This is a genomic window from Pseudomonas sp. R4-39-08 (assembly GCF_003852275.1).
GTDB lineage: Bacteria > Pseudomonadota > Gammaproteobacteria > Pseudomonadales > Pseudomonadaceae > Aquipseudomonas.
Genome location: NZ_CP027733.1, coordinates 5,639,833 through 5,662,479, shown reverse-complemented (window position 1 = coordinate 5,662,479; position 22,647 = coordinate 5,639,833). Strand labels below are relative to the sequence as shown.

Sequence of the window (22,647 nt, the reverse complement as noted above, 5' to 3'; positions counted from 1 at the left end):
CCTTAGTAAGTGTCGTGCTTGTGCGCTTTCGATGGCTTTTGCGACGACTGCGCCTGTTCGTTCGGGTCTTTGCTGTCGTCGGGCAGGTACAGCGGGCCTTTTTGACCACAGGCACTAACGAGGCAAGCGACCGCGACGAGCGCAGCAAGGGAAGAGATCAGGCGCTTCATGGCGAAATCCTTGAATATGCATTAATTGCGCCCGAGTATACCGACCACCCGCCAGCTTGCCTATGCGCCGGAATACCCGTCCGGCGGGGGTTTGCCGAGAGAGTCGGGAAGCGGGCTACGCTAGCTGGGGATATTTCGTACCGCCATCTGTGATGAAATCGGTATCCTTTGCAATCGGCGGGGCGCGTCCGTATCGTGCGGCGCTTGAGCAGAACCAGACACTTTTGAGGTTGCCACAATGAGTTTGACCGAAGCCCGTTTTCACGACCTGGTGGATGCCACCCAGGAGAAGCTGGAAGATATTTTCGACGACAGCGACCTGGACGTGGATCTGGAAAACTCGGCCGGTGTGCTGACCGTCAAATTCGAGAGCGGCCAGCAACTGATCTTCAGTCGCCAGGAACCGCTGCGTCAGTTGTGGCTGGCGGCGCGCTCCGGTGGCGTTCACTTTGACTATGACGAAGACAGCGGCACATGGCAGTGCGACAAAAGTGAAGAGTTGCTGGGCGAGATGCTCACGCGGCTGGTCGAGGAATATACCGGCGCCGAGCTGGACTTCGACGAGATCTGACAGTGACCCAGCCCGTACCCGCCCGCCCGCCCAAGCCGCTGTTCAGCAACGTCAGCCCGGCGGTGCCGTCGCCTTGTATCAGCTTGTGTCGCCTGGATGAGCAAAAAGTCTGCCTGGGCTGCTTCCGGCATGTCGAAGACATCCGTGAATGGCGCTCCGCCGACGATGCCCGACGTCGAGTGATCTGCGCGCAGGCCGAGCAGCGCCGGGCCCACGCCTGACGCTATCTTGTTTATTTGTGACGCTGTGGTAGTGTCCGGGTACGCCTCAACTCATCGAGGCCCGTGAGAACCCCGCCTTTTCCTGGCGGGGTTTTGCTTTTTTGTGCAGAAAAAAGGAGTCTGCCTGAATCATGACCACCGCACCGTCCATCATTCTCACCCGTCTTGACGTGCAGCGTCTGGAGCAACTAATCGAGCGCTTGGGCGACAAGGCTCTCGGCGTCGAAGCGTTGCAGGCCGAACTCGACCGCGCCGAAGACGTGGTTGGTCACGATGAAGTGCCTGCAACTGTCGTGACCATGAACTCCAGAGTGCATTGCCGTGAACAAGGCAGTGGCAAGGACTATCACCTGACCCTGGTTTACCCCAAGGACGCGAACGCCGACGAAGGCAAGATCTCGATCCTGGCACCGGTCGGCAGTGCTTTGCTCGGCCTGCAAGTGGGCCAGCACATCGATTGGCCTGCACCGGGCGGCAAGACCCTCAAGCTTGAATTGCTGAGTGTCGAAGGCCAGCCCAAAGACGGCGGGGCCTTCCCGCTTTAAATCTGGCTCAGCGCTTCATTGAGCGCGAGCTCCAGCTCGGCCTTGTAGCGCAGGTACAGATTGCTCGGGCTTTGCACGTCGCCCAGCAGGCCCGACAGATCGAGGTCGGTGATGTAGCAACGGTAACGCTCGGATTCGCGGCGTTGCCCGATGATCTCCCGGGCGACCACCGCAAACAGCTGGTCGCCAAACTCCATTTCGGAAAATTCCCGCTGATTGCAGTACAGCGTGACACCCACCTGGCCGGGCGCCGCCTTGCCGATAATCGCCTGCACGTCATAAAACGGCTTGTTGGCCGGGTGTTGCGGCGCCGGCCTTGGTTCGACAACGCGTGCGCGAGCGCTGCCCGATGGCAACAGTTGGTAGTACAGCGTTTGTACTTCGCCCAGCGGCTGTTGGGTGTCCAGCGGTGACAGCGCTTCGCGGCGGTAGATGATCGACAGCAGGAACCGCTGCAGCGGTGCCAACAGGCTCTGTTCATCATGGAACGGCAAGCGCTGCTGCCAGAGCGCGTTGAATTCGTCGAGCACATACAGCTCGGCGAAGCCTTCATTGACCCGATAGAACACTTGTATGCAATCGGCCTGGCCCATGGGCAGCAGCAGCGCCAGGTCGTGGTCTTCCAGCGCCATGGCGTCCAGGTGCCACGGGCTGTAGCTGGCCAGCTCTTCGCTGAGGTAGGCGACCAAGGCGTCCTGGGTCGGCAGTGACACGTGGGTGGCTTGGCCGGGAATCAGTTCCATGACGTGATAGTGCTGCTGCACCTGGAGCAGGTAGCGGTGGTTGCTTTGGCCGAGCAGCAGATGCTGTGCGGTGTCGAATATTTCTTCGACGCGCTGAGCAATGAACTGCGCTCGGTTGTGACAGAAACAGCGCACCCGCAACCGCGGCAAATGAGCCGGCGGCAGTTGGTTGAGGTAGTCGCGCAGGCAGTCGAGCAGCGCATGGGGGCCGTCGTAGCGGCTGACCATCACCTCGTTCCAGCTATTGAGCGTGACCTGGTCCAAGGTCAATACCAGGTTTTCACGCACGCCGGCATAACTCAGGGAGTCGGTGCGCTCGGTGGTCATCAGAATATTCAGGTCACGGTGATGCTTGAGTGGGTCGACGCCGACGTTGATCAGCAACAACACTTCTTCCGGTACCGCCGAACGCAACAGGCGCGCTTCATCGACGCTGGCCAGGGGCAGGGCGATGGTCTGTTGCAGGCTGCCCAGCAGGTTGAACAGCTCGAACTCGGTCATGTCGCTGGCGCCGGGGTGCAGCGCCAGGCGCGTGCTGCTGTCGATCACTCCGTTGCGATGGCACCAGGTGAGCATTTCCAGCAGGTCGCGGCTGCGTTTGATCGGCGCGAAGTGCTCCCATTCCAGGGCCGTGAGGTTGCCGTTATACAGACCCCAATGGTGCTGGCCCGGCTCTTTGCGGTTGGGTGAATGCACCAGGGTCAGGGTGTCTTCGGCCAGGTCCGGGGCAATCCCGGGGTTGATGAACTCGACCTTGCCGGCCTTGCGTTCAAAGGCTGCGTACAAGCGCCGGCCCAGCACATTGAGGTCGCGCTTGTTGATCAGGCTGACGGTCTGTTCCGTACGGGCGAACTGGGTGAGGAAGCGGTAGCTGTAGTTCAGCTCGTTGACTAGGGCACGGCGCTCGGAAGCGACCTGACGCACCTTCCATTGGCTGCGGCTGTCCAGCAGGGCCAGTTGGCGCTGGTCCCAACCCCACTCATCGGCCAGGCGCTCCAGTAGCAGTCGTTGCCAACTGGCGGTTCGCTGGCCGGCGCTGAGCTTGCGGTTGACCTTCAGGTACAGGCTGCGCCGTACCAGTTCCAGGCGCTCGGGTTCATTGCGGGCCTTGAGGTATTCCTCGATGCGGCGGTAGACCACGATGTACGGGTCCAGCTCGTCCAGGTCCAGCTGATTGGCAAACACCGCGCGCTTGAAGCGCAGGCTCAGGCAGTGCACGTTGGGATGTTCGCTGGCGTAGACCTCGGTCAGCAGCAGCTTGAGCACCGATTTATAGGGCGACTCGATGCCCTTGAACAGTTGCCACAGCCCGGCGCCGATGAATTCCCCTGGAGGAATGCGCGCCAGATGGCCGAGGTCGAGGGTTTCGTCGGCGCGAATGAAGCGTTTGGAGATCAGCGTGTGGGTGAACTCGGCGTAGCGGCTTTCTTCGTACACCGGGACCAGCCACCAGATCGGCGTGCGTCCGGCCAGCCAGATGGCGGTGCGGTAGAACTCGTCCAGCAGCAAATAGTGCTGGGTGGTGCCGCAATCGTCGGAACTCAGTTGGGTGTCCCGTTCACCGAGCACAAAGCGCGTCGGTTCGATCAGAAAGAAATGCGCCTCGGCACCCATGCTCTGGGCCCAGGCTTCCAGCAGTTGGCACTTCTTGCGCAGCTCGGCCAGTTCGTTTTCATTCAGGTCCGGAGCGTGACACACCCACACGTCCATATCGCTCTGATCCGCCTGGGCCAACGTGCCCAGGCTGCCCATCAGGAACAGGCCGTGGATCGGGCGGGGCGGGTTGCCATGGCGCGGCTTGTAGGAGAACGAACGGGTCAGGCGCTGGGCTTCGGCCAGGGCCTGGGCATCGGGTTCGAAATTCGACAGCCCGGCCGGCGTGCCGCTGGAGACATAGCCCGGCAACAAAGGGTGATTAACGTGGAAAAACAGCGGCAACAACGTCAGCACGCTTTGTTGGCGCGGGGTCAGCCCTTCGACGGCCCGGGCCATGCGGCCTTCATTGAGGGCCATGAAACGCGCGCGCAATTGGGTCAGCACCTTACGGTCGATGCCTTCGTCCAGGTCGGGGCGGATTTCATGGGTGCGGGTCATGTCGAATTCGGTGGCTCGCAGGGCCCGACGTGGGCGGCCGTGTAGGAGTTTACAGACAGTAGCGTAGGAGGTTTAGAGGGAAATGGCGGTTGGCGCTAGAATTTTGCACCTTGCACAGCAACGCCCGTGGAATCCGCAGCGGGGCGGACTCCATGGGCGGGATCAGGTGTCAGGCGGCTTCTTTGGTGGAGGCGGTGGTCAAGATAGTCAGCAAGGTCTGCGCTTGCTCGGCGGCGTCCCGGCCAAGGCTGGTCAGATAGCCTCCATCCGGTTGGTCGATAAGCCCTTTCGCATGGAGACGCTTGGCAGCGGCGATGGCGGTGGGGGCGGCGGTCTGATGGACTTTCAGACCTTCCTTGGTGCTGTCCAGGGGGAAGAGTACAAGGATTTCCAGTTCGGCAACCAACTCAGGGGTATACGACATAAGGACTCCAGACTTTCTAAAATTTATTAGAGGCTAGCAGGCCATAAGGTGAACGCACTTTGCCGAACTGTCCAGCGTGTTGCTGCGCGGCCGAGGGTTATTGTTTTTCCGGCGGCAACTCAGGCAATGCTCGCAGCGCTGTTTCATACCACTGGGTATCAAAAGCGCGGTCTTCGTCCAGCATTGCATCGATCTCGAAGGCCAGCACATGGGCCATGAGATTCAGAATCTCTTCGCGCTCATAACCGACCAGCGTCAGTTTGTTGAACGTGGCCTTGGCTGCTGGCGGGTTGTCGCTTTCGATCTGGTTTTCAATCGCTTCGATCAGCGTGTTTTCGGTGAATTCTTCTTCGTCATTGTCGATATCGGTCGGCTCGCTCATGGCAGGCTCCTCAAGGAAAGGGCGCCAGTCTAACTCCATTCAGGCGGGTGATGCTGCTGGTCAGGCCGTGCCTCAGCGTCTATAACGCTTGCAGCCAACCCCACACCCGGCCTGGAGGCGTTCGCAATGCTCAAGCTCTACGGTTTTTCGGTCAGCAACTACTACAACATGGTCAAGCTGGCGCTGATGGAGAAAGGCCTGCCTTTCGAAGAGGTGCCTTTTTATGCAGGACAAACGCCTGAAGCCCTGGCGGTAAGCCCACGAGGCAAAGTGCCGGTGCTCGGCGTCAAGCAAGGCTTCATCAATGAAACCAGCGTGATCCTCGAATACATCGAGCAGACTCAGGAAGGGCCTGCGCTGCTGCCGGCCGAGCCGTTTCAGCGCGCCCAGGTGCTGGCGTTGTGCAGGGAGATCGAGTTGTACATTGAATTGCCCGCACGGGCGTGCTTCGCCGAGGCGTTCTTTGGCATGCATGTGCCGGAGGCGATCAAGGAGAAAGCCCGAGCCGAATTGTTGCTTGGCGTCGGTACGTTAGGCCGGCACGGCAAGTTCGCGCCTTATGTAGCAGGGGAGCGCTTCACCATTGCCGATCTGTATTTCATGTACAGCATGAACCTCGCCTGTGCCGTGGGCGAGAAACTGTTTGGGCTGGATTTGCTGGCTGAAATGCCAGCGGCGAAGGCGCTGCTGGAGCGTTTGAATGCGATGCCCAATGCGCAAAAGGTCGAGGCGGACCGGCAGGCGGCGATGCCTGGGTTTATGGCGATGATTGCGGCTAAAAAGTGATCAAGTGTGGGAGGGGGCTGGCCCCTCCCACATTTTATTCAGCGGCTGGCGAGCAGGGCCTTGCCGCGTACCACTGCTGCCTTCACCTGCGCCGGCGCGGTGCCGCCTACGTGATTACGGGCATTCACCGAGCCTTCCAGGGTCAGCACGGCGAACACGTCCTGCTCGATCTGGTCGCTGAACTGGCGCAATTCTTCCAGGCTCATTTCAGCCAGGTCCTTGCCGGTGTCCACGCCGTATTTCACGGCATGGCCCACGATTTCATGGCAGTCACGGAACGGCAGGCCACGCCGCACCAGGTAGTCGGCCAAGTCGGTCGCGGTGGAGAAACCCCGCAAGGCTGCTTCGCGCATGATCGCGTGCTTGGGCCTGATCGCCGGGATCATGTCGGCAAACGCACGCAGCGAGTCGCGCAGGGTGTCGGCGGCGTCGAACAGCGGCTCCTTGTCTTCCTGGTTATCCTTGTTGTAGGCCAGCGGCTGGCCTTTCATCAGGGTCAGCAGGCCCATCAGTGCGCCGAATACGCGGCCGCTCTTGCCACGCACCAGCTCGGGCACGTCGGGGTTTTTCTTTTGCGGCATGATCGAACTGCCGGTGCAGAAACGGTCTGGCAGGTCGATGAACTGGAATTGCGCGCTGGTCCACAGCACCAGCTCTTCGGAGAAGCGCGACAGGTGCATCATCGCGATGCTCGCGGCGGCGCAGAATTCGATGGCGAAATCACGGTCCGACACACCGTCCAGGGAGTTGCCGCCGACGGCGTCGAAACCCAGCAGCTGCGCGGTGTACTCACGGTCGATCGGGTAGGTGGTGCCCGCCAGCGCGGCGCTGCCCAACGGCATGCGGTTGGTGCGCTTGCGGCAATCCACCAGGCGCTCGTAATCGCGGCTGAGCATTTCGAACCAGGCCAGCAGATGGTGGCCGAAAGTCACGGGCTGAGCGGTCTGCAGGTGAGTGAAGCCGGGCATGATGGTGCCCGATTCACGCTCGGCCTGTTCCAGCAAACCTTTCTGCAAGCGGGTGATTTCAGCCAGGATCAAGTCGATTTCATCGCGCAGCCACAGGCGGATATCGGTGGCCACCTGGTCGTTACGGCTGCGACCGGTGTGCAGCTTCTTGCCGGTCACGCCGATGCGATCAGTGAGGCGAGCCTCGATGTTCATGTGCACGTCTTCCAGGTCGACGCGCCAGTCGAACGTACCGGTTTCGATCTCGCCACGGATGGTGGTCAGGCCATCGATGATGCTGTCGCGCTCGGCGTCGGTGAGTACGCCGACCTTGGCCAGCATCGTGGCATGGGCGATGGAGCCCATGATGTCGTGGCGGTACAGGCGCTGGTCGAAGGTGACGGAGGCGGTGAAGCGCGCGACGAAGGCGTCGACGGGTTCACTGAAGCGGCCGCCCCAGGACTGGTTGGTCTTGTCGGTGCTCATGGATTCGCTCGTGATCTGCTTAAAAGAGGCGTGGAGGTGTGCCGCCGATAATAACAGGGTTGTCCGCAGACGCGGTGCTGTGGGCGGACGGCAATTTTATTTGTGCAAAGGATGGCTAAGTGCCTTGCCGCCGACCGCGTCCGGGACGAGACTGGGAGCAGGTTCTTATTGAAACGATATTTGACGATTGAGCAATATCGTCTCAGCGAGCGTCTACAGTTGGACTGAGAGTGTGTGAATGCACCAAAGTCGGGTCATGCGGTCAGAGCCCAGACTATCCATTAAAAAAGGGGGGTATTCGGATTGTGTATCAGCAAACCCTACGACGCTGCGCGAATGCAGCGGGTCTTGGGCGCTATTGAACAGGTCCGGGTAAATTTGGGTGCCGCTCCCAGGGCACTTTTTGCCGCTCGCGCTAGTCTTAGCGTGGATCGCTGTGACGCAAGTCACCGCACCTGTCTACGCTATCCTTGTGCGAGACTCACGCAGGAATCCAGCGCTATATGAATGTCCTGATCGTTGATGACGAACCCCAAGCCCGCGAGCGACTGAGCCGTCTGGTCAGTGAACTCGAGGGTTATACAGTCCTTGAGCCGAGCGCCACCAGCGGCGAGGAGGCGTTGACGTTGATCGACAGCCTCAAGCCGGATGTGGTGTTGCTCGATATCCGTATGCCGGGCCTCGATGGTCTGCAAGTTGCCGCCCGCCTGAGCGAGCGCGAGTCGCCCCCTGCCGTGGTGTTATGCGCGGCCGAGGAAGAGTTTTCTGCACAGACGCTGGAAGACAGCGGTGTCAGTTTTCTCGTCAAGCCGGTGACTGGCGAAGCGTTGCTCAAGGCCTTGAAGAAAGCCGAGCGCCCCAGCCGTGTTCAGCTCGCAGCCCTGACCCAGCCTGCCGCCCAGAGTGGTAACGGCCCCCGCAGCCATATCAGTGCACGCACCCGCAAGGGCATCGAGCTGATTCCCCTCGGTCAGGTGGTTTATTTTATCGCCGACCATAAATACGTGACCCTGCGCCACGAAGCCGGCGAAGTGTTGCTCGATGAGCCGCTCAAAGCCCTGGAAGATGAATTCGGCGACCGCTTCGTGCGTATCCATCGCAATGCGCTGGTTGCCCGTGAGCGTATCGAACGCTTGCAACGCACGCCTCTGGGGCACTTTCAGCTGTTCCTGAAAGGGCTCAATGGCGATGCCTTGATCGTCAGTCGGCGCCATGTCGCCGGCGTGCGCAAGATGATGCAGCAGCTTTAACCCAGAGGCCCTGGCGAGCTGCGCAGTCCTTATCCCGGTGCGACGCGGCCAGGGAGGCCCCGCACTTGCTGATTCAAATCAAAGCGTATTTGCCTGAGCTGTTATTATCTGCCGTATCTATTCAGTACGGATTGATCCATGTCTTCTCGCGAAATCCGCATCGCCACCCGTAAAAGTGCCCTGGCCTTATGGCAGGCCGAATACGTCAAAGCACGCCTTGAGCAGGCCCACCCTGGCCTCAGGGTGACCCTGGTCCCCATGGTCAGTCGCGGCGATAAATTGCTGGACTCGCCACTGTCGAAAATTGGCGGCAAGGGCTTGTTCGTCAAGGAACTGGAAACCGCGCTGCTGGAGAACGAAGCCGACATCGCCGTGCATTCGATGAAAGACGTGCCCATGGACTTCCCTGAAGGCCTGGGCCTTTTTTGCATCTGTGAGCGCGAAGACCCCCGCGACGCCTTTGTTTCCAACACCTATGCCTCCCTGGATGACTTGCCCCTGGGCAGCATCGTGGGCACCTCCAGCCTGCGTCGCCAGGCCCAGTTGCTGACCCGTCGCCCCGACCTGCAGATCCGCTTTCTGCGCGGCAACGTCAACACGCGCCTGGCCAAGTTGGATGCGGGTGAGTACGACGCGATCATCCTCGCAGCGGCTGGCCTGATCCGCCTGGGTTTCGAAGACCGCATCACCCATGCAATCAGCGTAGAGGACAGCTTGCCCGCTGGAGGGCAGGGTGCGGTCGGCGTTGAATGTCGCACCGCCGACAGCGAAATTCATGCACTGCTCAAACCGCTTGATCACGCGGACACCGAGGTTCGCGTCACCGCCGAGCGTGCCCTGAACAAGCACCTCAACGGTGGCTGCCAGGTACCGATCGCCTGCTATGCCGTGCTCGAAGGTGAGAACCTGTGGCTGCGTGGCCTGGTCGGGGACCCGGACGGCGGCACGCTGCTGACCGCGCAAGTGCGCGGCCCGCAACGTGAGGCCACGGCCCTGGGCATCCAGGTCGCCGAGGAATTGCTGAGCAAGGGCGCTGGCGCCATTCTGCAAAAAGTCTACGGCGAGGCCGGCCCGCAGTGACCCCGTGGCGATTGCTGCTCACACGGCCTGCCGAAGAATCGGCGGCCTTGGCGGCGACATTGGCCGATGCGGGTGTTTTCAGCAGCCAGCTGCCCTTGCTGGAGATCGAAGCCTTGCCGGTCACGCCTGAACAACGGGCAGTCTTCGGGGCGCTGCAGCGCTACTGCGCAGTGATCGTGGTGAGCAAGCCGGCGGCGCGTCTTGCCCTGCAACAATTGAGCGCGCCCTGGCCGCGACTGCCGTGGTTCAGTGTCGGTGCTGCTACTGCACAGATACTGGCCGAGCAGGGTCTGGACGTGCACTATCCGCCAACGGGTGACGACAGCGAGGCCTTGCTTCAATTGCCGGCGTTGCGCGAGGCTATCGCACTTCCTGGTGCCAGGGTGTTGATCCTGCGCGGCGAGGGCGGTCGGGAGCTGCTCGCGGAGCGTTTACGCGAGCGAGGTGTTAGTGTCGACTATCTGGAATTGTATCGCCGTTTGCTTGCGGCCTACGACCCGGGCGCACTGACGCAGCGCATCCAGTTGGAACGCTTGAACGGCGTGGTGGTCAGCAGTGGGCAAGGTTTTTTACACTTGCAGGCCGTGGCCGGCTCCGATTGGCCTGAGGTGGCGCAGCTGCCGTTGTTCGTGCCCAGCCCGCGCGTCTACGAGATGGCGCGGGCCGCTGGCGCAGAAAAAGTTGTGGATTGTCGCGGCGCGAGTGCTGCGGCTTTGTTAGTGGCGTTAGGGAGTCATCCCGTTCCCACTCTCTGATACGCAAAGGACGGATACGTGAGCGAAACAGCCTTGCCTAAAGATGAAGCTCAGCCCGCGCTCGATGCGCCGGTCGGAACGCCGGTCGCCGCGCCACGCCGTGGCAATGGCCTGGCAGTCGTCGCTCTGCTGCTTGGCGCTGCGGGCGTTGCCGCCGGCGGCTGGGGAATCTGGCAGGTCCGTGCCCTGCAAGCCAGCAGCCAGCAGCAACTGGGTCAGGTACAGACCCTGGATGAGCAATCCCAGAGCCTCAAGCAGAGCCAGCAACAGTTGGCCGCCCGCCTGGCGCAGTTGCCCGGCGCCGATGAGCTGGAAGAGCGCCGACGCCTGGTCGCACAGTTGCAGGGTGACCAGCAGCGCCTGAACCAGCGCCTGGAAACCGTACTGGGTGCCAGCCGCAAGGATTGGCGCCTGGCCGAGGCCGAGCACCTGATTCGTCTGGCCAGCTTGCGTCTGTCGGCCTTGCAGGACATCAACAGCGCTCAGTCGCTGGTCCAGGGTGCCGACGAGATTCTGCGTGAGCAGAGCGACCCCGGCGCGTTCGCGGCGCGCGAGCAACTGGCCAAGAGCCTGGCGGCTTTGCGCAGCACCGAACAGCCGGACCGCACCGGGTTGTACCTGCAGTTGGCCGCATTGCGCGACCAAGTGGTGCAACTGGCGGCGATCGCCCCGGAGTATCAACTCACGGAGCCCGCTTCCCAGGGCCGCCCGACCAGCGATACGGGCAATCAGTTGAGCCAATGGTGGGAGCAGGTATCCCGTTATTTCCGTATCGACTTCAATCCCGATGACAACATTCGTCCGCTGCTGGCGGGCCAAGGGTTGAATCAGGTGCGCCTGGCCCTGAGCCTGGCGCTGGAGCAAGCGCAGTGGGCAGCACTCAACGGCGAATCGGCGGTGTATAGCCGGTCGCTGGGTGAAGCGCGCAGCGTACTGCAGGATAACTTCAACCAGGACAACCCGCAGAGCAAGGCGATGCTGGCGCGTATCGCCGAGCTCGAGCCCAAGGCTGTGTCAGTGGTGACGCCTGACCTGGCCGCGAGCCTCGCGGCTGTGCAGGCGTACCTTGAGCGTCGTCATCTGTCTGCCGACGAAGCCAAGGCTTCGGCTGCCAAGCCTGCGGCCCAGGAGTAGAACCGATGAAGCGTTTCTATGTGATCCTGGTGCTGGCAATTGCGATCGCCCTCGCGTTGGCCGTGGGTATTTCGAAACACACCGGCTACGTGCTGATTACCTATCCTCATGTGCTGCATTACGAATCGAGCCTGTGGGCCACCTTGGTGGCGGTGTTTGCCATAGGCCTGGCGATCTATCTGATTCGCGTCCTGCTGAGTCTGGTCACTGCCTCGGGTGGCGTGGTCAACCCCTGGTCGCGGCGCAATCGCAGCCGCCGTGTGCAGATTGCAATCGAGCAAGGCCAGATGGACCTGGCCGAAGGCCGCTGGGCCAGTGCCGAACGCCACCTGCACCGCGCTGCGGAAGCGGAGCGCCAACCACTACTGTATTACCTTGGTGCGGCGCGTGCGGCCAATGAGCTGGGACGTTATGCAGAGTCGGATGGTTTGCTGGAGCGCGCGCTGGCTCGCCAGCCCCAGGCGGAACTGGCCGTTGCCTTGAGCCATGCGCAATTGCAGATGGACCGTGGTGATACTGAAGGTGCCCTGGTCACCCTGCAGGCGATGCATGAGCGCCATCCTCACAATGCCCAGGTCCTGCGACAGCTGCAGCGGCTGCACCAGCAGCGCGGTGATTGGTCGGCGGTGATTCGCCTGTTGCCTGAACTGCGTAAGGACAAGGTGCTGCCGGCCAGTGAACTGGCCGAACTGGAGCGCCGGGCCTGGGGAGAAAACCTCAGCCTGGCCGCACACCGTGAGGAGCCGGGCGAGGCCGGCTTGCGGTCTCTTGATCGCGCCTGGGAGCAACTGACTTCAGCCCAGCGTCAGGAGCCGCAACTGGTGTTGGCGTATGCTGACCAACTGCGTCGACTGGGCGCGGACGCCAAGGCCGAGGAAGCACTGCGCGGTGCGCTCAAGCGCAGTTACGACAGCCATCTTATTCGGCTCTACGGCCTGCTGCGCGGCAGCGACCCGGCCCGTCAGTTGAAGTTTGCCGAAGGCTGGCTGAAGGATCATCCGGGCGATGCCAGCCTGTTGCTGACGCTGGGCCGTCTGTGCCTGCAGAACAGCCTGTGGGGTAAGGCACGTGATTATCTGGAAAGCAGCCTGCAGGTGCAGCGCAATCCCGAAGCCTGCGCCGAATTGGCCCGCCTGCTGGCCCAACTGGGTGATACCGAGCGCAGCAACCAGCTGTTCCAGGAAGGCTTGGGGTTACTCGACAATCGTCTGCTGGCCTCACCGTTGCCAGCCCCCGCCCGAGCTTGAAGTAGGAAAGGACCAATCGGTTGGCTCAGACGGATCCAGAAGCCAATCCCATAACCCTATGTAAACATTCGGCTTAAGTGGGCTCGTAACCAATTCTTACGTCTTGAAGGGCGATTTCCTCAGTGTGCTGGCGGGATCTCCCTGTGTTTTAGCGGAATTGTCTGCTCCAAGGCGTATTGAAAGGGGTCGGGCCTTTCCTCTACCGTAGCGACCTATCTCTTGCGGTGCGGATAAACAATGTCTTTGGCCCCCTTACGCTCCTTGTTTTTCCTGGCGTTCATGGCCGGTGCGCTGACGTTGGGCGTGTCTTTCTATCTGGAATATGGCGCACTGTTGCAGCCATGCTTTTTGTGCCAGGTGCAACGGTTGTTGCTCGCCGCCTTTGTACTGATCAACCTGATCGCGGCCCTTCATAACCCTGGCCGCTCCGGCGTGTATGTGTATGGGCTGGCGAGCATGGGGTGTGCGTTGTTTGGCGCCGTCACCGCTGGGCGCCAGGTGCTGCTGCAGAACACTGCGTCGGACCAAATGCCGAAGTGCTGGCCAACCCTTGATTACATGATTGAAAACCTGTCGTTTTGGCAGGCTGCTCGGTCAGTCTTCAAGGGTACTGTTGATTGCGTCGAAATCAATTGGACGCTATTTGACCTCAGCCTGCCGGAGTGGAGTCTGTTGTTTTTCGTGGCGATGCTGATTCTGGGTGCCACGCCGCTTTCTCGGTTGTTGCTAAGCCGGCGTTATGTAGCGTACAGCGAGGAAAATACGGTTCATGTTGTAGGACGGGATTAAACGCTTGTATGAACTTTCTCTCCTGCGTACCTTGAAGCCATAGTGATGCGGGCATAATCTGGCCCGCACGCGTTATCGAAACCGCTTGTCAGACGTGGCCTTGTCCGGCCGCCGCTTTAACCTTGAAGTGTTGCACGGGCACACGGCAGCAGCGTCCCCATAGGGAAGAGAGATCATCATGCTGGAAAGTTGTCAGAATGCTCAGGAACGCTGGGGTGGGGTGCACAAGCTGATCGACAGCTGGTTGAAAGCACGCCACGAACTGGTTCGGGCCTTTGATGCGCTCGGTGCCAAGCCAGAGGCACTGGCCGAGAAGCGCGAGCCGCTGCAAGATTTCTGCGCAGTGCTGGTGGATTATGTGTCTGCAGGTCATTTCGGCGTCTACGAGCAACTGACCAAGGAGGCAGAAGCGTTCGACGATCAGCGTGGCCTGAAGTTGGCAGAGACCCTTTACCCGCGCATCGATGTCATCACCGAAAAGCTGCTGGCGTTCACTGACCTGTGCGATGCGGGGAAGTGTGTTGCTGAAAAATTCAAGGAGCTGGGCGCTCTGTTGCATGAGCGCTTCGAACTGGAAGATTGCCTGATTGAAGTGCTGCACAACGCTCACAAAGAAGAGCCAGCTACACCGGCATGAAGCGTTGAGAGGCAATTAAAAACGGTGCGCATGTCGCACCGTTTTTTATGGGCTAGTGGCGAGTCCCGAGCAATTCGATTTCGAAGACCAGAGGGGTGTAGGGTGGGATCAATTCGCCTGCGCCGTCCGCGCCATAGGCTTGGGCCGAGGGAATGACCAGGCGCCATTTCGCGCCTACCGGCATCTGTTGCAATGCACTGCTCCAGCCACTGATCACGCTGTCCAGGCGAAACCATTGGGGCAGTGCGCTCTGATCGAACACGCTTCCATCGGGCAGTCGACCCACGTATTTCACCTGCACTTCGTCATTTGCCAATGGCTTGTTGCCGGTGCCCGGCGTCAACTCGGTGAGCAGGATGCCGTCCGCCAATTCGCGCACACCCTTTGCAGCTTTTTCCTTCGACAAAAATTGCTGTTCGGCAGCGAGTGCTTTTTCGCTCTGCGGCGCTTGGGCGTCGGTGGCGTTCTGTGCCTCATGCTGGGCAAGAATTTGTTCGATGCGGGTGTCATCCAGTGCCAATGGTTTGCCTTGGTAGGCTTGTTTGAGACCATCGACGAGAGCTTGGATCTGCAAGTCGGGCACCTCCTGGCGCAGACGCTCACCGAGGCTGGCGCCCAGGCTGTAGGCGAGGTCGTGCTGGTCTTGAGTAGCGGTTTTTGGCGGCGATTGCTCGCTCGCATCGGCGCTGAAAATCGCCAGGCCAAGCACTAGGAAAAGGTAACGCAACATGGGTGTTCTCCGCCGAAAGTGCGACGGATTATGCCAGCGTGAGTGGCTGAGCAGTGGGGTGGTTTTCTGTTATATCGATAAGAATTTTCGTACGTTGCAACGCAACGCAAACGATACTGTCAACATGGCCTAGCGGCGGTAAGAGCAGAGGGCTAGTATGAGCCGCACCCACGTCAGCCAGGAGGTAAACCATGTCGGCCAAACAGAAGCCTGTAAATACCCCGTTGCACTTGCTCCAACAATTGTCGGGCAGCTTGCTCGAACATCTGGAAAGCGCTTGTTCCCAGGCCTTGGCCGATGCAGAAAAACTGCTCGCCAAACTGGAAAAACAACGCGGCAAAGCGCAAGAAAAGCTGCACAAATCCCGCACCAAATTGCAAGACGCCGCCACTGCCGGTAAAGCCAAGGCACAAGCCAAGGCCAAAGACGCAGTTAACGAACTTGAGGACCTGCTGGACGCCCTCAAGGACCGTCAAACCGAAACCCGCACCTACATTTCCCAGCTCAAAAAAGACGCTCAGGAAAGCCTGAAACTGGCCCAGGGCATTGGTCGTGTGAAAGAAGCCGTCTCCAAGGCCCTTGGCGCGCGTACGCCGGCAAAAGCCGTCACCGCCAGCGCGGCCAAAAAGCCAGCCAGCAAAGCTGTTGCAGCGAAGGCGCCGGCTAAAATTGCCGCCAAGCCAGCTGCTAAAACTGCTGCTGCGAAACCAGCCAACAAGCCAGTTGCCAAAACCGCTGCTGCGAAACCAGCCGCCAAGCCAGCTGCCAAAACCGCTGCTGCGAAACCAGCCGCCAAGCCAGCTGCCAAAACCGCTGCTGCGAAACCAGCCGCCAAGCCAGCTGCCAAAACTGCTGCTGCGAAACCAGCCGCCAAGCCAGCTGCCAAAACTGCTGCTGCGAAACCAGCCGCCAAGCCAGCTGCTAAAACTGCTGCTGCGAAACCAGCCGCCAAGCCAGCTGCCAAAACTGCTGCTGCGAAACCAGCCGCCAAGCCAGCTGCCAAAACTGCTGCTGCGAAACCAGCCGCCAAGCCAGCCGCTAAAACCGCTGCTGCGAAACCAGCCGCCAAGCCAGCTGCCAAAGCCGCTGCTGCGAAACCAGCCGCCAAGCCAGCCGCTAAAACCGCTGCTGCGAAACCAGCCGCCAAGCCAGCCGCTAAAACCGCCGCTGCCAAACCAGCCACCAAGCCAGCTGCTAAAACCACTGCTGCCAAGCCAGCAACTCCTGCGGCACCTGCCGCTACCCCGGCAACGTCCTCCGCTCCAACCGCATCGGCCAGCAGCAGCTCTGCACCGGTAGCGCCAAGCACCACCCCAACCAGCGCTTCCTAAGTGCGGGTGACCCCAACGCGCAGCTGCTGCAGCGCGTTGTGGTCAAGGTCGGCGGCTTCGCTTGCCAGGTCTTCAAGCCATTCGTATTGCCCTTTCCCCTCGTTGGTCGGCCATGTCTTCGCCAGCGCTTCCAGGCGTGTCAGTAATGCTCGCTCGGCCTCCAGTTCCAATGCTTTGACCTGACGCCGTAATTCAGCCAACTGCGCATCCTGCTGTGCCAGCGCCCGCCATTGCACGCGGACTTCGCGCAAGGGTTCGACGACACGCGTGCGCCATGGCCGCGCAAGCTGCTGCAGCGCCACCACGCGTTCGGGCAACCGCGCCACACCCCGTTGCTCCAGCCACGCACCACACAGCAACAGGCACACATCCGCGCCTTGCGCCTGCAACCGCAGGCAAGCAGCCTCCACGCCGGGGCGGGCGTAAGTCGAGAGGGCAAAGCTCCACAGGTCAGCGCACATATTCACACCCAAGCCAGCGGCCAACGAAGCTGGTAGACTCCGCCGCCATTATGATCCGACTTCAAAGCCTAACATTACAGCGTGGCCCGCAGCGTCTTCTTGAAGATGCCGAGCTGACCCTGCACGCCGGTCACAAAGCCGGCCTGATCGGTGCCAATGGCGCCGGCAAATCCACGTTGTTCGCCCTGTTGCTGGGTGAGTTGACCCCGGATTCCGGGGACTGCCTGCTGCCGGCCGACTGGCGCATCGCCCATATGCGCCAGGAGATCGACACCCTGGACCGCATCGCGATCGACTACGTGCTCGATGGCGACCTGCGCCTGCGCCAGGTGCAACACGACCTCGCCGCCGCAGAGCAAGTCCAGGATGGCGCCGCCCAAGCCCGCCTGCATTCTGAGCTGGACAGCGCCGACGGCTACACCGCCGACGCCCGCGCCCGCAAGATGCTCGCCGGCCTGGGTTTCACCAATGAACAGATGGATCGCCCGGTCGCCGATTTCTCCGGCGGCTGGCGCATGCGCCTGAACCTGGCCCAGGCGCTGATGTGTCCCTCGGACCTGTTGCTGCTCGACGAGCCGACCAACCACTTGGACCTCGATGCGATCCTGTGGCTGGAAGACTTCCTCAAGAACTATCAGGGCACCCTGTTGCTGATTTCCCACGACCGGGATTTCCTCGACGCCGTGGTCGACAATATCGCCCATGTCGAACAGAAGAAAATCACGCTCTATCGGGGCGGCTACACCGCCTTCGAGCGCGCCCGTGCCGAACGCCTGGCCCAGCAGCAGCAGGCTTTCGAGAAGCAGCAGGCGCAGCGCGCGCATATGGAAAGCTATATCGCCCGGTTCAAGGCCCAGGCCACCAAGGCGCGGCAGGCTCAGAGCCGGATCAAGGCGCTGGAGCGCATGGAAGAACTGTCGGCGGCCCATGTCGATTCGCCGTTCGACTTCGTGTTCCGTGAGTCGGTGAAAATCTCCAGCCCCTTGCTCGATCTGTCGGATGCGCGCCTGGGTTATGGCGACAAGACCATCCTCGAGAAGGTCAAGCTGCAGCTCACGCCTGGCGCGCGTATCGGTTTGCTGGGGCCTAACGGCGCGGGCAAGTCGACGCTGATCAAGAACCTGTCGGGCGAACTGGAGCCCTTGGCCGGCCGCCTGACCCGTGGCGAGAACACCGTGGTGGGCTACTTCGCCCAGCATCAACTGGACTCGCTGGATTCCAAGGCGAGCCCGCTGTTGCACCTGCAGCGCCTGGCGCCCACCGAGCGCGAACAGACCCTGCGTGATTTCCTCGGGGGTTTCGACTTCCGTGGCGCGCGTATCGATGAGCCGGTGCTGAATTTTTCCGGTGGCGAAAAGGCACGCCTGGCCCTGGCCCTGATCGCCTGGGACCGCCCGAACCTGCTGCTGCTCGACGAGCCGACCAACCACCTGGACCTGGAAATGCGCCTGGCGCTGACCATGGCCCTGCAGGAATTCAGCGGCGCGGTACTGGTGGTGTCTCACGATCGCCACCTGCTCAAAAGCACCACTGATAACTTCCTGCTGGTGGCCGACGGCAGGGTCGAGGAATTCGACGGCGACCTGGACGACTATGCGCGCTGGCTGACCGACTACCGTCTGCGCAATGCGCCGGCCAGCAACACACCGGTCAACCCGGACAAGACCGACAAGAAAGCCCAGCGCCAGGCTGCCGCCGCACTGCGTCAGCAGTTGGCGCCACACAAGCGCGAAGCCGACAAGCTGGAGGTCGAGTTGGGCAAGGTGCACGAGCGCCTGGCCAAGATCGAAACCAGCCTGGGCGACAGCGCTGTGTATGAGGCCGCGCGTAAGGATGAACTGCGCGACCTGCTGGCCGAACAGGCCCGGCTCAAGGTGCGAGAGGGGCAACTGGAGGAATCCTGGATGGAAGCCCTCGAAGTGCTTGAAACCCTGCAAGCGGAGCTGGAGGCGCTGTCCTGATGGAAGCGTTGCAACTGCCTTTGCCGGCGCAATGGATCGAGCCTGTGTGGATCGGCGTGCAAATCCTGCTGATCCTGCTGGCGGGTTACCTTGCCCAGCGTTTTGTCGCCAAGGGCCTGACTCGCCTGGGTGAGCGCTATCCGTTCCCGCCACAGTTGTTGATGCCGCTGCGCGGTGGCCTGCGCTGGCTGATCATGGGCAGTGCGCTGATCTTCGTGTTGGGCCGCCTGGGCGTATCCGCCACGGTGCTGTGGACGGCACTGTCAGGCTTTGTGGCGGTGGCGGCGGTGGCGTTCTTCGCCATGTGGTCGGTGCTGTCCAACTTGCTGTGCGCGATCTTGATCTTCACCGTGGGGCCGTTTCGCCTCGGCGACATCGTCGAACTGGTGGACACCGTCGACAAACCCGGTGTGAAAGGGCGCGTCGTGGCGATCAATCTGCTCTATACCACGCTGGTCGAGGTGGCAGAGGCCGGTACGGACAGCGCGATGGTACAAGTGCCCAACAGTCTGTTCTTCCAGCGCTCGGTGCGGCGTTGGCCCGGTACCCATGTGTTTCCTGGCGACCGCTAGAAATCACCGCCTGCAAAAATTGATAGCCAGCCTTTGGCCGGCAGCGTTAGCTTAAGGCACAACCGCAAACTCCTTTCCGAGGTGTGCAATGGCACTCGACACGTGGCTGGCCTTTTTCCTGGCCAGTTGGATCATCTCCCTTTCCCCCGGCGCGGGCGCCATCGCTTCGATGTCCAGCGGCCTGCAATACGGTTTCGTACGCGGTTACTGGAACGCCATTGGCCTGCAGCTGGGCCTGGCGATGCAGATTGCTGTGGTGGCGGGCGGCTTGGGTGCCATCCTGGCGACGTCCTCCACCGCGTTTTATGCGATCAAATGGTTTGGCGTGGCGTACCTGGTCTACCTGGCCATCAAGCAATGGCGCGCCTTGCCCATGGACATGACCGATGACGCTGCGGTGCGCCCGATTGGCAAGCCGATGGCCATGATGTTCCGTGGTTTTCTGGTCAATGCCAGCAACCCGAAGGCGTTGGTGTTCATGCTCGCGGTATTGCCGCAGTTCGTGAATCCACAGGCACCGTTGGCGGTCCAGTACCTGATCATCGGTGCGACGATGATCAGCGTCGATATGATCGTGATGGCCGGTTATACGGGGTTGGCCTCGAAAGTCCTGCGCCTGTTGCGCTCGCCCAAGCAGCAGAAGCGCGTGAACCGCACATTCGCCGGGTTGTTCGTCGGCGCCGCCGGTTTCCTCGCCAGCCTGCATCGCGCCACGGCGTAATTGACGAAACCGAATCAAAATGTGGGAGGGGGCTTGCTCCCGATGACAGTGTGTCAGCCAGCAAGTCTGGAGCTGAACCACCGCCATCGGGAGCAAGCCCCCTCCCACATTGGTTTTGTGGCGTGACGAAATAACACCTTGAGTCAAATCCGTTAAAGCTCAACAATAGTGTTACTTCGTATTTCCACTTGAGATTCATTCATGACTGCCCCCTTCCGTTTTCTCGCCTGGCTGGTGCTGCCGGCGTTGATGTCGTGCAGCTTCAATCTGTTGGCCGCGACGGCCGAAGGCGCACCCCAGGCGTTGCATCTGCTTGACTACATTGGCGCCGACTATCCGCCCACTGTGGAGGCAGGCAAGGTGGTGGACGAATCGGAATTTCGCGAACAGGTGGAGTTCTTGGGCGTGCTGCAGGGTCTGGTTGCGCAACTGCCGGAAAAGCCCGAACGCGTCGAGTTAATCAAGGGCGTTGATGAGTTGCTCGCGGCAGTCACCGCCCATGCAGACGGCGCAACTGTCGCCCGCCAGGCCCGTCAATTGGGCGCCAGGCTGGCGGTGGCGTATGAAGTCAGCCAGGCGCCGGCGATCACTCCCGACCCTACGCGCGGTGCGCCGCTATATGCCCAGCATTGTTCGGTGTGCCACGGCACGGCCGGCGCTGGCGATGGCCCGGCAGGCATGGGCATGACCCCGCCGCCCGCTAACCTGCGCGATGCCACGCGCCTGGATCGCCTGAGCCTCTACGCGATCTATAACACCCTGGGCCTGGGTGTCGAAGGCACTGACATGCCGTCCTTTGCCGACCAGTTGGATGACCGCCAGCGCTGGGACCTCGCCACCTACATCGCAGGTTTCACGGCTGACCCGGCTGCGGCCAACAGCGAACACACCTTCAACCTGGCCGACCTGGCACGCCAGACGCCCAACGAAGTACTGGCCGCTGACGGCCCGGCGGTGGCAGCGACCTTCCGCGCCCAACGCGCACAGCCGCCGCAGGTCAAGCGTGGCCCGGCACAGTTGCTCGACTACACCGCCGCCACCCTGGACAAAAGCCTGGCCGCGTTCCGTAACGGCGACCACGAACAAGCCTATGATTTGTCGGTAGCCGCTTACCTGGAAGGCTTCGAGCTGGTGGAAAGCTCGCTGGATAACGTCGACGCCAACGTGCGCAAAGACACCGAGAAGGCGCTGATGGCCTACCGCCAGTCCTTGCAGGACGGGCTGCCGATCGAACAGGTGCAACAGCGCCTGGACGCGGCCAAGGGCAAGCTCGGCGAGTCCGCCGGCTTGCTCGGCGGCGATGGCTTGAGCTGGTCGTTGAGCTACATCTCCGGTTTGTTGATCCTGCTGCGCGAAGGCCTGGAAGCGATCCTGGTGCTGGCCGCGATCCTGGCCTTCCTGCGTAACACCGGCCAGCAATCGGCGGTGCGCAGCGTCAACGTCGGCTGGGGCCTGGCGCTGTTGGCCGGCTTGGCTACCTGGGCGCTGGCGGCGTATGTGATTGATGTCAGCGGCGCCCAGCGTGAATTGCTGGAAGGCTGCACGGCGCTGTTCGCCAGCGTGATGGTGCTGTGGCTGGGCGTATGGATGCACGACCGGCGCCACGCGGCGGCCTGGCAGGACTACATCAAGAGCAGCCTGGTGGGCGGTGGTGGGCGTTTCGGCTTTGCGCTGCTGGCCTTCTTCTCGGTGTACCGCGAGCTGTTCGAAGTGATCCTGTTCTACGAAACCCTGTGGCTGCAAGCCGGCCCGGCCGGGCACAACGCGGTGTTGGCGGGTGGTGCCACCGCATTGGTGCTGCTGGTGGGCCTGGCCTGGGTGATCCTGCGCGGTTCGGCGAAGTTGCCGTTGGCGCTGTTCTTCGGTATCAACGCCGCGCTGCTGTGCGCACTTTCGGTGGTGTTCGCCGGGCATGGCGTCAAAGCATTGCAGGAAGCGGGCGTCTTCGGCACGCGGCCGGTGGCGTTCTTTGACTTCGACTGGCTGGGCATTCACGCCGATGCGTATTCGTTGAGTGCGCAGGCCGTGGCGATCCTGGCGATTGTGGTGCTGTATGGCCGCAGTCGCCTGGCCGAGAAGCGGGTGGCGGCATAGTCATGCGGGTGTGGATCGATGCGGACGCCTGCCCGCGGGCGGCCAAGGATCAGGTGGTGAAGTTCGCCCTCAAGCGCCAGTTTGACGTGGTGCTGGTGGCCGGCCAGAGCCAGATCAAACCCAGCTTTGCCTGTGTGAAGCTGATCGTGGTGCCCAGTGGTCCCGATGCGGCCGATGACTACCTGGTAGAGCACGCCATGCCGGGCGAGTTGGTGATCTGCAGCGATGTGCCCTTGGCCGACCGCTTGGTCAAGAAGGGCGTCACGGCCCTCGACCCGCGCGGCAAAGAGTTCAGCCCGGCGAACATGAGTGAGCGCTTGGCAGTGCGTAACCTGTTCACCGACTTGCGCGAGCAAGGCCAGATGGGCGGCGGGCCACCGCCGCACAGCGAGAAGGACAAACAGGCGTTCGCCAACGCGCTGGACCGCCTGCTCACCCGTTTGATGAAGCCTGTGTAGGAGCGCGCTTGCTCGCGAAGAACGGCAACGATAACGCGGGCACTCCGGATAAACGCGG

The 22,647-nt window shown here is 61.5% G+C and carries 24 protein-coding genes; 17 read left to right on the top strand and 7 right to left on the bottom strand.

Features of this window, described 5'->3' with window-relative positions:
- Window positions 1-2: 2 nt before the first annotated feature.
- Window positions 3-170 (bottom strand): lipoprotein, encoded by a 168-nt coding sequence (locus C4J88_RS26335; protein WP_003195417.1) that lies wholly within the window; start codon window positions 168-170, stop codon window positions 3-5.
- A gap of 238 nt (window positions 171-408) precedes the next feature.
- Between C4J88_RS26335 and cyaY the strand changes: the two genes are divergently transcribed.
- The 3 genes from cyaY (at window position 409) to rnk (ending at window position 1,507) form a co-directional block, all read left to right on the top strand.
- Window positions 409-741 carry an iron donor protein CyaY gene (gene cyaY / locus C4J88_RS26330; protein ID WP_124408489.1) on the top strand — a complete coding sequence of 111 codons (333 nt, stop codon included), beginning with the start codon at window positions 409-411 and terminating at the stop codon, window positions 739-741.
- Window positions 742-743: 2 nt separating this feature from the next.
- On the top strand, window positions 744-962 hold the full coding sequence (locus tag C4J88_RS26325) for a DUF1289 domain-containing protein (protein WP_124408488.1): 219 nt from the start codon (window positions 744-746) through the stop codon (window positions 960-962).
- 131 nt (window positions 963-1,093) lie between these two features.
- Window positions 1,094-1,507: a nucleoside diphosphate kinase regulator gene (gene rnk, locus C4J88_RS26320; protein ID WP_124408487.1), complete on the top strand. Its 414-nt coding sequence runs from the start codon at window positions 1,094-1,096 to the stop codon at window positions 1,505-1,507.
- Here the strand turns inward: rnk and C4J88_RS26315 are convergent.
- From C4J88_RS26315 to C4J88_RS26305, 3 genes are all read right to left on the bottom strand, one after another.
- Window positions 1,504-4,344, bottom strand: coding sequence for a class I adenylate cyclase (locus C4J88_RS26315; protein ID WP_124408486.1), 2,841 nt, complete (start codon window positions 4,342-4,344; stop codon window positions 1,504-1,506). The two genes, rnk and C4J88_RS26315, sit on opposite strands and share 4 nt — an antisense overlap.
- A 169-nt stretch (window positions 4,345-4,513) precedes the next feature.
- The gene (locus tag C4J88_RS26310) at window positions 4,514-4,768 is read right to left on the bottom strand and encodes a TIGR02647 family protein (protein ID WP_003195403.1); all 255 of its coding nucleotides are present in this window, start codon (window positions 4,766-4,768) and stop codon (window positions 4,514-4,516) included.
- A 97-nt stretch (window positions 4,769-4,865) separates the two neighbouring features.
- On the bottom strand, window positions 4,866-5,150 hold the full coding sequence (locus C4J88_RS26305; protein ID WP_124364938.1) for a hypothetical protein: 285 nt from the start codon (window positions 5,148-5,150) through the stop codon (window positions 4,866-4,868).
- A 126-nt stretch (window positions 5,151-5,276) separates the two neighbouring features.
- On the opposite strand from C4J88_RS26305, the gene C4J88_RS26300 reads away from it, so the two are divergent.
- Complete coding sequence (locus tag C4J88_RS26300) at window positions 5,277-5,936, top strand: glutathione S-transferase family protein (protein ID WP_124368792.1); 660 nt, start codon at window positions 5,277-5,279, stop codon at window positions 5,934-5,936.
- 38 nt (window positions 5,937-5,974) lie between these two features.
- Here the strand turns inward: C4J88_RS26300 and argH are convergent, their stop codons facing one another.
- Window positions 5,975-7,369, bottom strand: coding sequence for an argininosuccinate lyase (argH, locus tag C4J88_RS26295; protein WP_124408485.1), 1,395 nt, complete (start codon window positions 7,367-7,369; stop codon window positions 5,975-5,977).
- 503 nt (window positions 7,370-7,872) lie between these two features.
- Here argH and C4J88_RS26290 point away from each other — a divergent pair.
- The 7 genes from C4J88_RS26290 to rsd all read left to right on the top strand — a co-directional run bounded on the left by C4J88_RS26290 (window position 7,873) and on the right by rsd (window position 14,261).
- Window positions 7,873-8,619: a LytTR family DNA-binding domain-containing protein gene (locus tag C4J88_RS26290; RefSeq protein ID WP_124364935.1), complete on the top strand. Its 747-nt coding sequence runs from the start codon at window positions 7,873-7,875 to the stop codon at window positions 8,617-8,619.
- A 138-nt stretch (window positions 8,620-8,757) separates the two neighbouring features.
- Window positions 8,758-9,699 (top strand): hydroxymethylbilane synthase, encoded by a 942-nt coding sequence (gene hemC, locus C4J88_RS26285; protein WP_124364934.1) that lies wholly within the window; start codon window positions 8,758-8,760, stop codon window positions 9,697-9,699.
- Window positions 9,696-10,454, top strand: a complete 759-nt coding sequence (locus C4J88_RS27920; RefSeq protein ID WP_256657843.1) for a uroporphyrinogen-III synthase — start codon at window positions 9,696-9,698, stop codon at window positions 10,452-10,454. The genes hemC and C4J88_RS27920 overlap by 4 nt, the downstream gene beginning before the upstream one ends.
- 18 nt (window positions 10,455-10,472) lie before the next feature.
- A complete protein-coding gene (locus tag C4J88_RS27915; RefSeq protein ID WP_256659064.1) occupies window positions 10,473-11,588 on the top strand; it encodes a uroporphyrinogen-III C-methyltransferase in 1,116 nt (371 codons plus the stop codon).
- 5 nt (window positions 11,589-11,593) lie between these two features.
- Window positions 11,594-12,835, top strand: coding sequence for a heme biosynthesis protein HemY (locus C4J88_RS26275; protein WP_124408484.1), 1,242 nt, complete (start codon window positions 11,594-11,596; stop codon window positions 12,833-12,835).
- A gap of 237 nt (window positions 12,836-13,072) precedes the next feature.
- Window positions 13,073-13,624, top strand: a complete 552-nt coding sequence (locus C4J88_RS26270) for a disulfide bond formation protein B (RefSeq protein ID WP_124408483.1) — start codon at window positions 13,073-13,075, stop codon at window positions 13,622-13,624.
- Window positions 13,625-13,802: 178 nt separating this feature from the next.
- Window positions 13,803-14,261 (top strand): sigma D regulator, encoded by a 459-nt coding sequence (gene rsd, locus C4J88_RS26265; RefSeq protein WP_124368788.1) that lies wholly within the window; start codon window positions 13,803-13,805, stop codon window positions 14,259-14,261.
- Window positions 14,262-14,313: 52 nt separating this feature from the next.
- On the opposite strand, the gene C4J88_RS26260 is transcribed toward rsd, so the two are convergent.
- A complete protein-coding gene (locus tag C4J88_RS26260) occupies window positions 14,314-14,991 on the bottom strand; it encodes an FKBP-type peptidyl-prolyl cis-trans isomerase (protein WP_124408482.1) in 678 nt (225 codons plus the stop codon).
- Between the two features lie 191 nt (window positions 14,992-15,182).
- Here C4J88_RS26260 and C4J88_RS26255 point away from each other — a divergent pair, with 191 nt between their 5' ends.
- The gene (locus C4J88_RS26255; protein WP_124408481.1) at window positions 15,183-16,322 is read left to right on the top strand and encodes an AlgP family protein; all 1,140 of its coding nucleotides are present in this window, start codon (window positions 15,183-15,185) and stop codon (window positions 16,320-16,322) included.
- Here the strand turns inward: C4J88_RS26255 and C4J88_RS26250 are convergent.
- Entirely contained in the window at window positions 16,319-16,783 is a 465-nt protein-coding gene (locus tag C4J88_RS26250; protein ID WP_177412760.1) for a TIGR02444 family protein, read from the bottom strand. The two genes, C4J88_RS26255 and C4J88_RS26250, sit on opposite strands and share 4 nt — an antisense overlap.
- Before the next feature lie 50 nt (window positions 16,784-16,833).
- Between C4J88_RS26250 and C4J88_RS26245 the strand changes: the two genes are divergently transcribed.
- The 5 genes from C4J88_RS26245 (at window position 16,834) to C4J88_RS26225 (ending at window position 22,589) form a co-directional block, all read left to right on the top strand.
- On the top strand, window positions 16,834-18,744 hold the full coding sequence (locus tag C4J88_RS26245; RefSeq protein ID WP_124408480.1) for an ATP-binding cassette domain-containing protein: 1,911 nt from the start codon (window positions 16,834-16,836) through the stop codon (window positions 18,742-18,744).
- A complete protein-coding gene (locus C4J88_RS26240; protein ID WP_015886482.1) occupies window positions 18,744-19,316 on the top strand; it encodes a mechanosensitive ion channel family protein in 573 nt (190 codons plus the stop codon). The genes C4J88_RS26245 and C4J88_RS26240 overlap by 1 nt, the downstream gene beginning before the upstream one ends.
- A gap of 88 nt (window positions 19,317-19,404) precedes the next feature.
- Entirely contained in the window at window positions 19,405-20,037 is a 633-nt protein-coding gene (locus tag C4J88_RS26235; RefSeq protein ID WP_124364925.1) for a LysE family transporter, read from the top strand.
- Window positions 20,038-20,238: 201 nt separating this feature from the next.
- The gene (locus tag C4J88_RS26230; protein ID WP_124408479.1) at window positions 20,239-22,131 is read left to right on the top strand and encodes a cytochrome c/FTR1 family iron permease; all 1,893 of its coding nucleotides are present in this window, start codon (window positions 20,239-20,241) and stop codon (window positions 22,129-22,131) included.
- A gap of 2 nt (window positions 22,132-22,133) precedes the next feature.
- Window positions 22,134-22,589, top strand: a complete 456-nt coding sequence (locus C4J88_RS26225; RefSeq protein WP_124364923.1) for a YaiI/YqxD family protein — start codon at window positions 22,134-22,136, stop codon at window positions 22,587-22,589.
- Window positions 22,590-22,647: the final 58 nt, after the last annotated feature.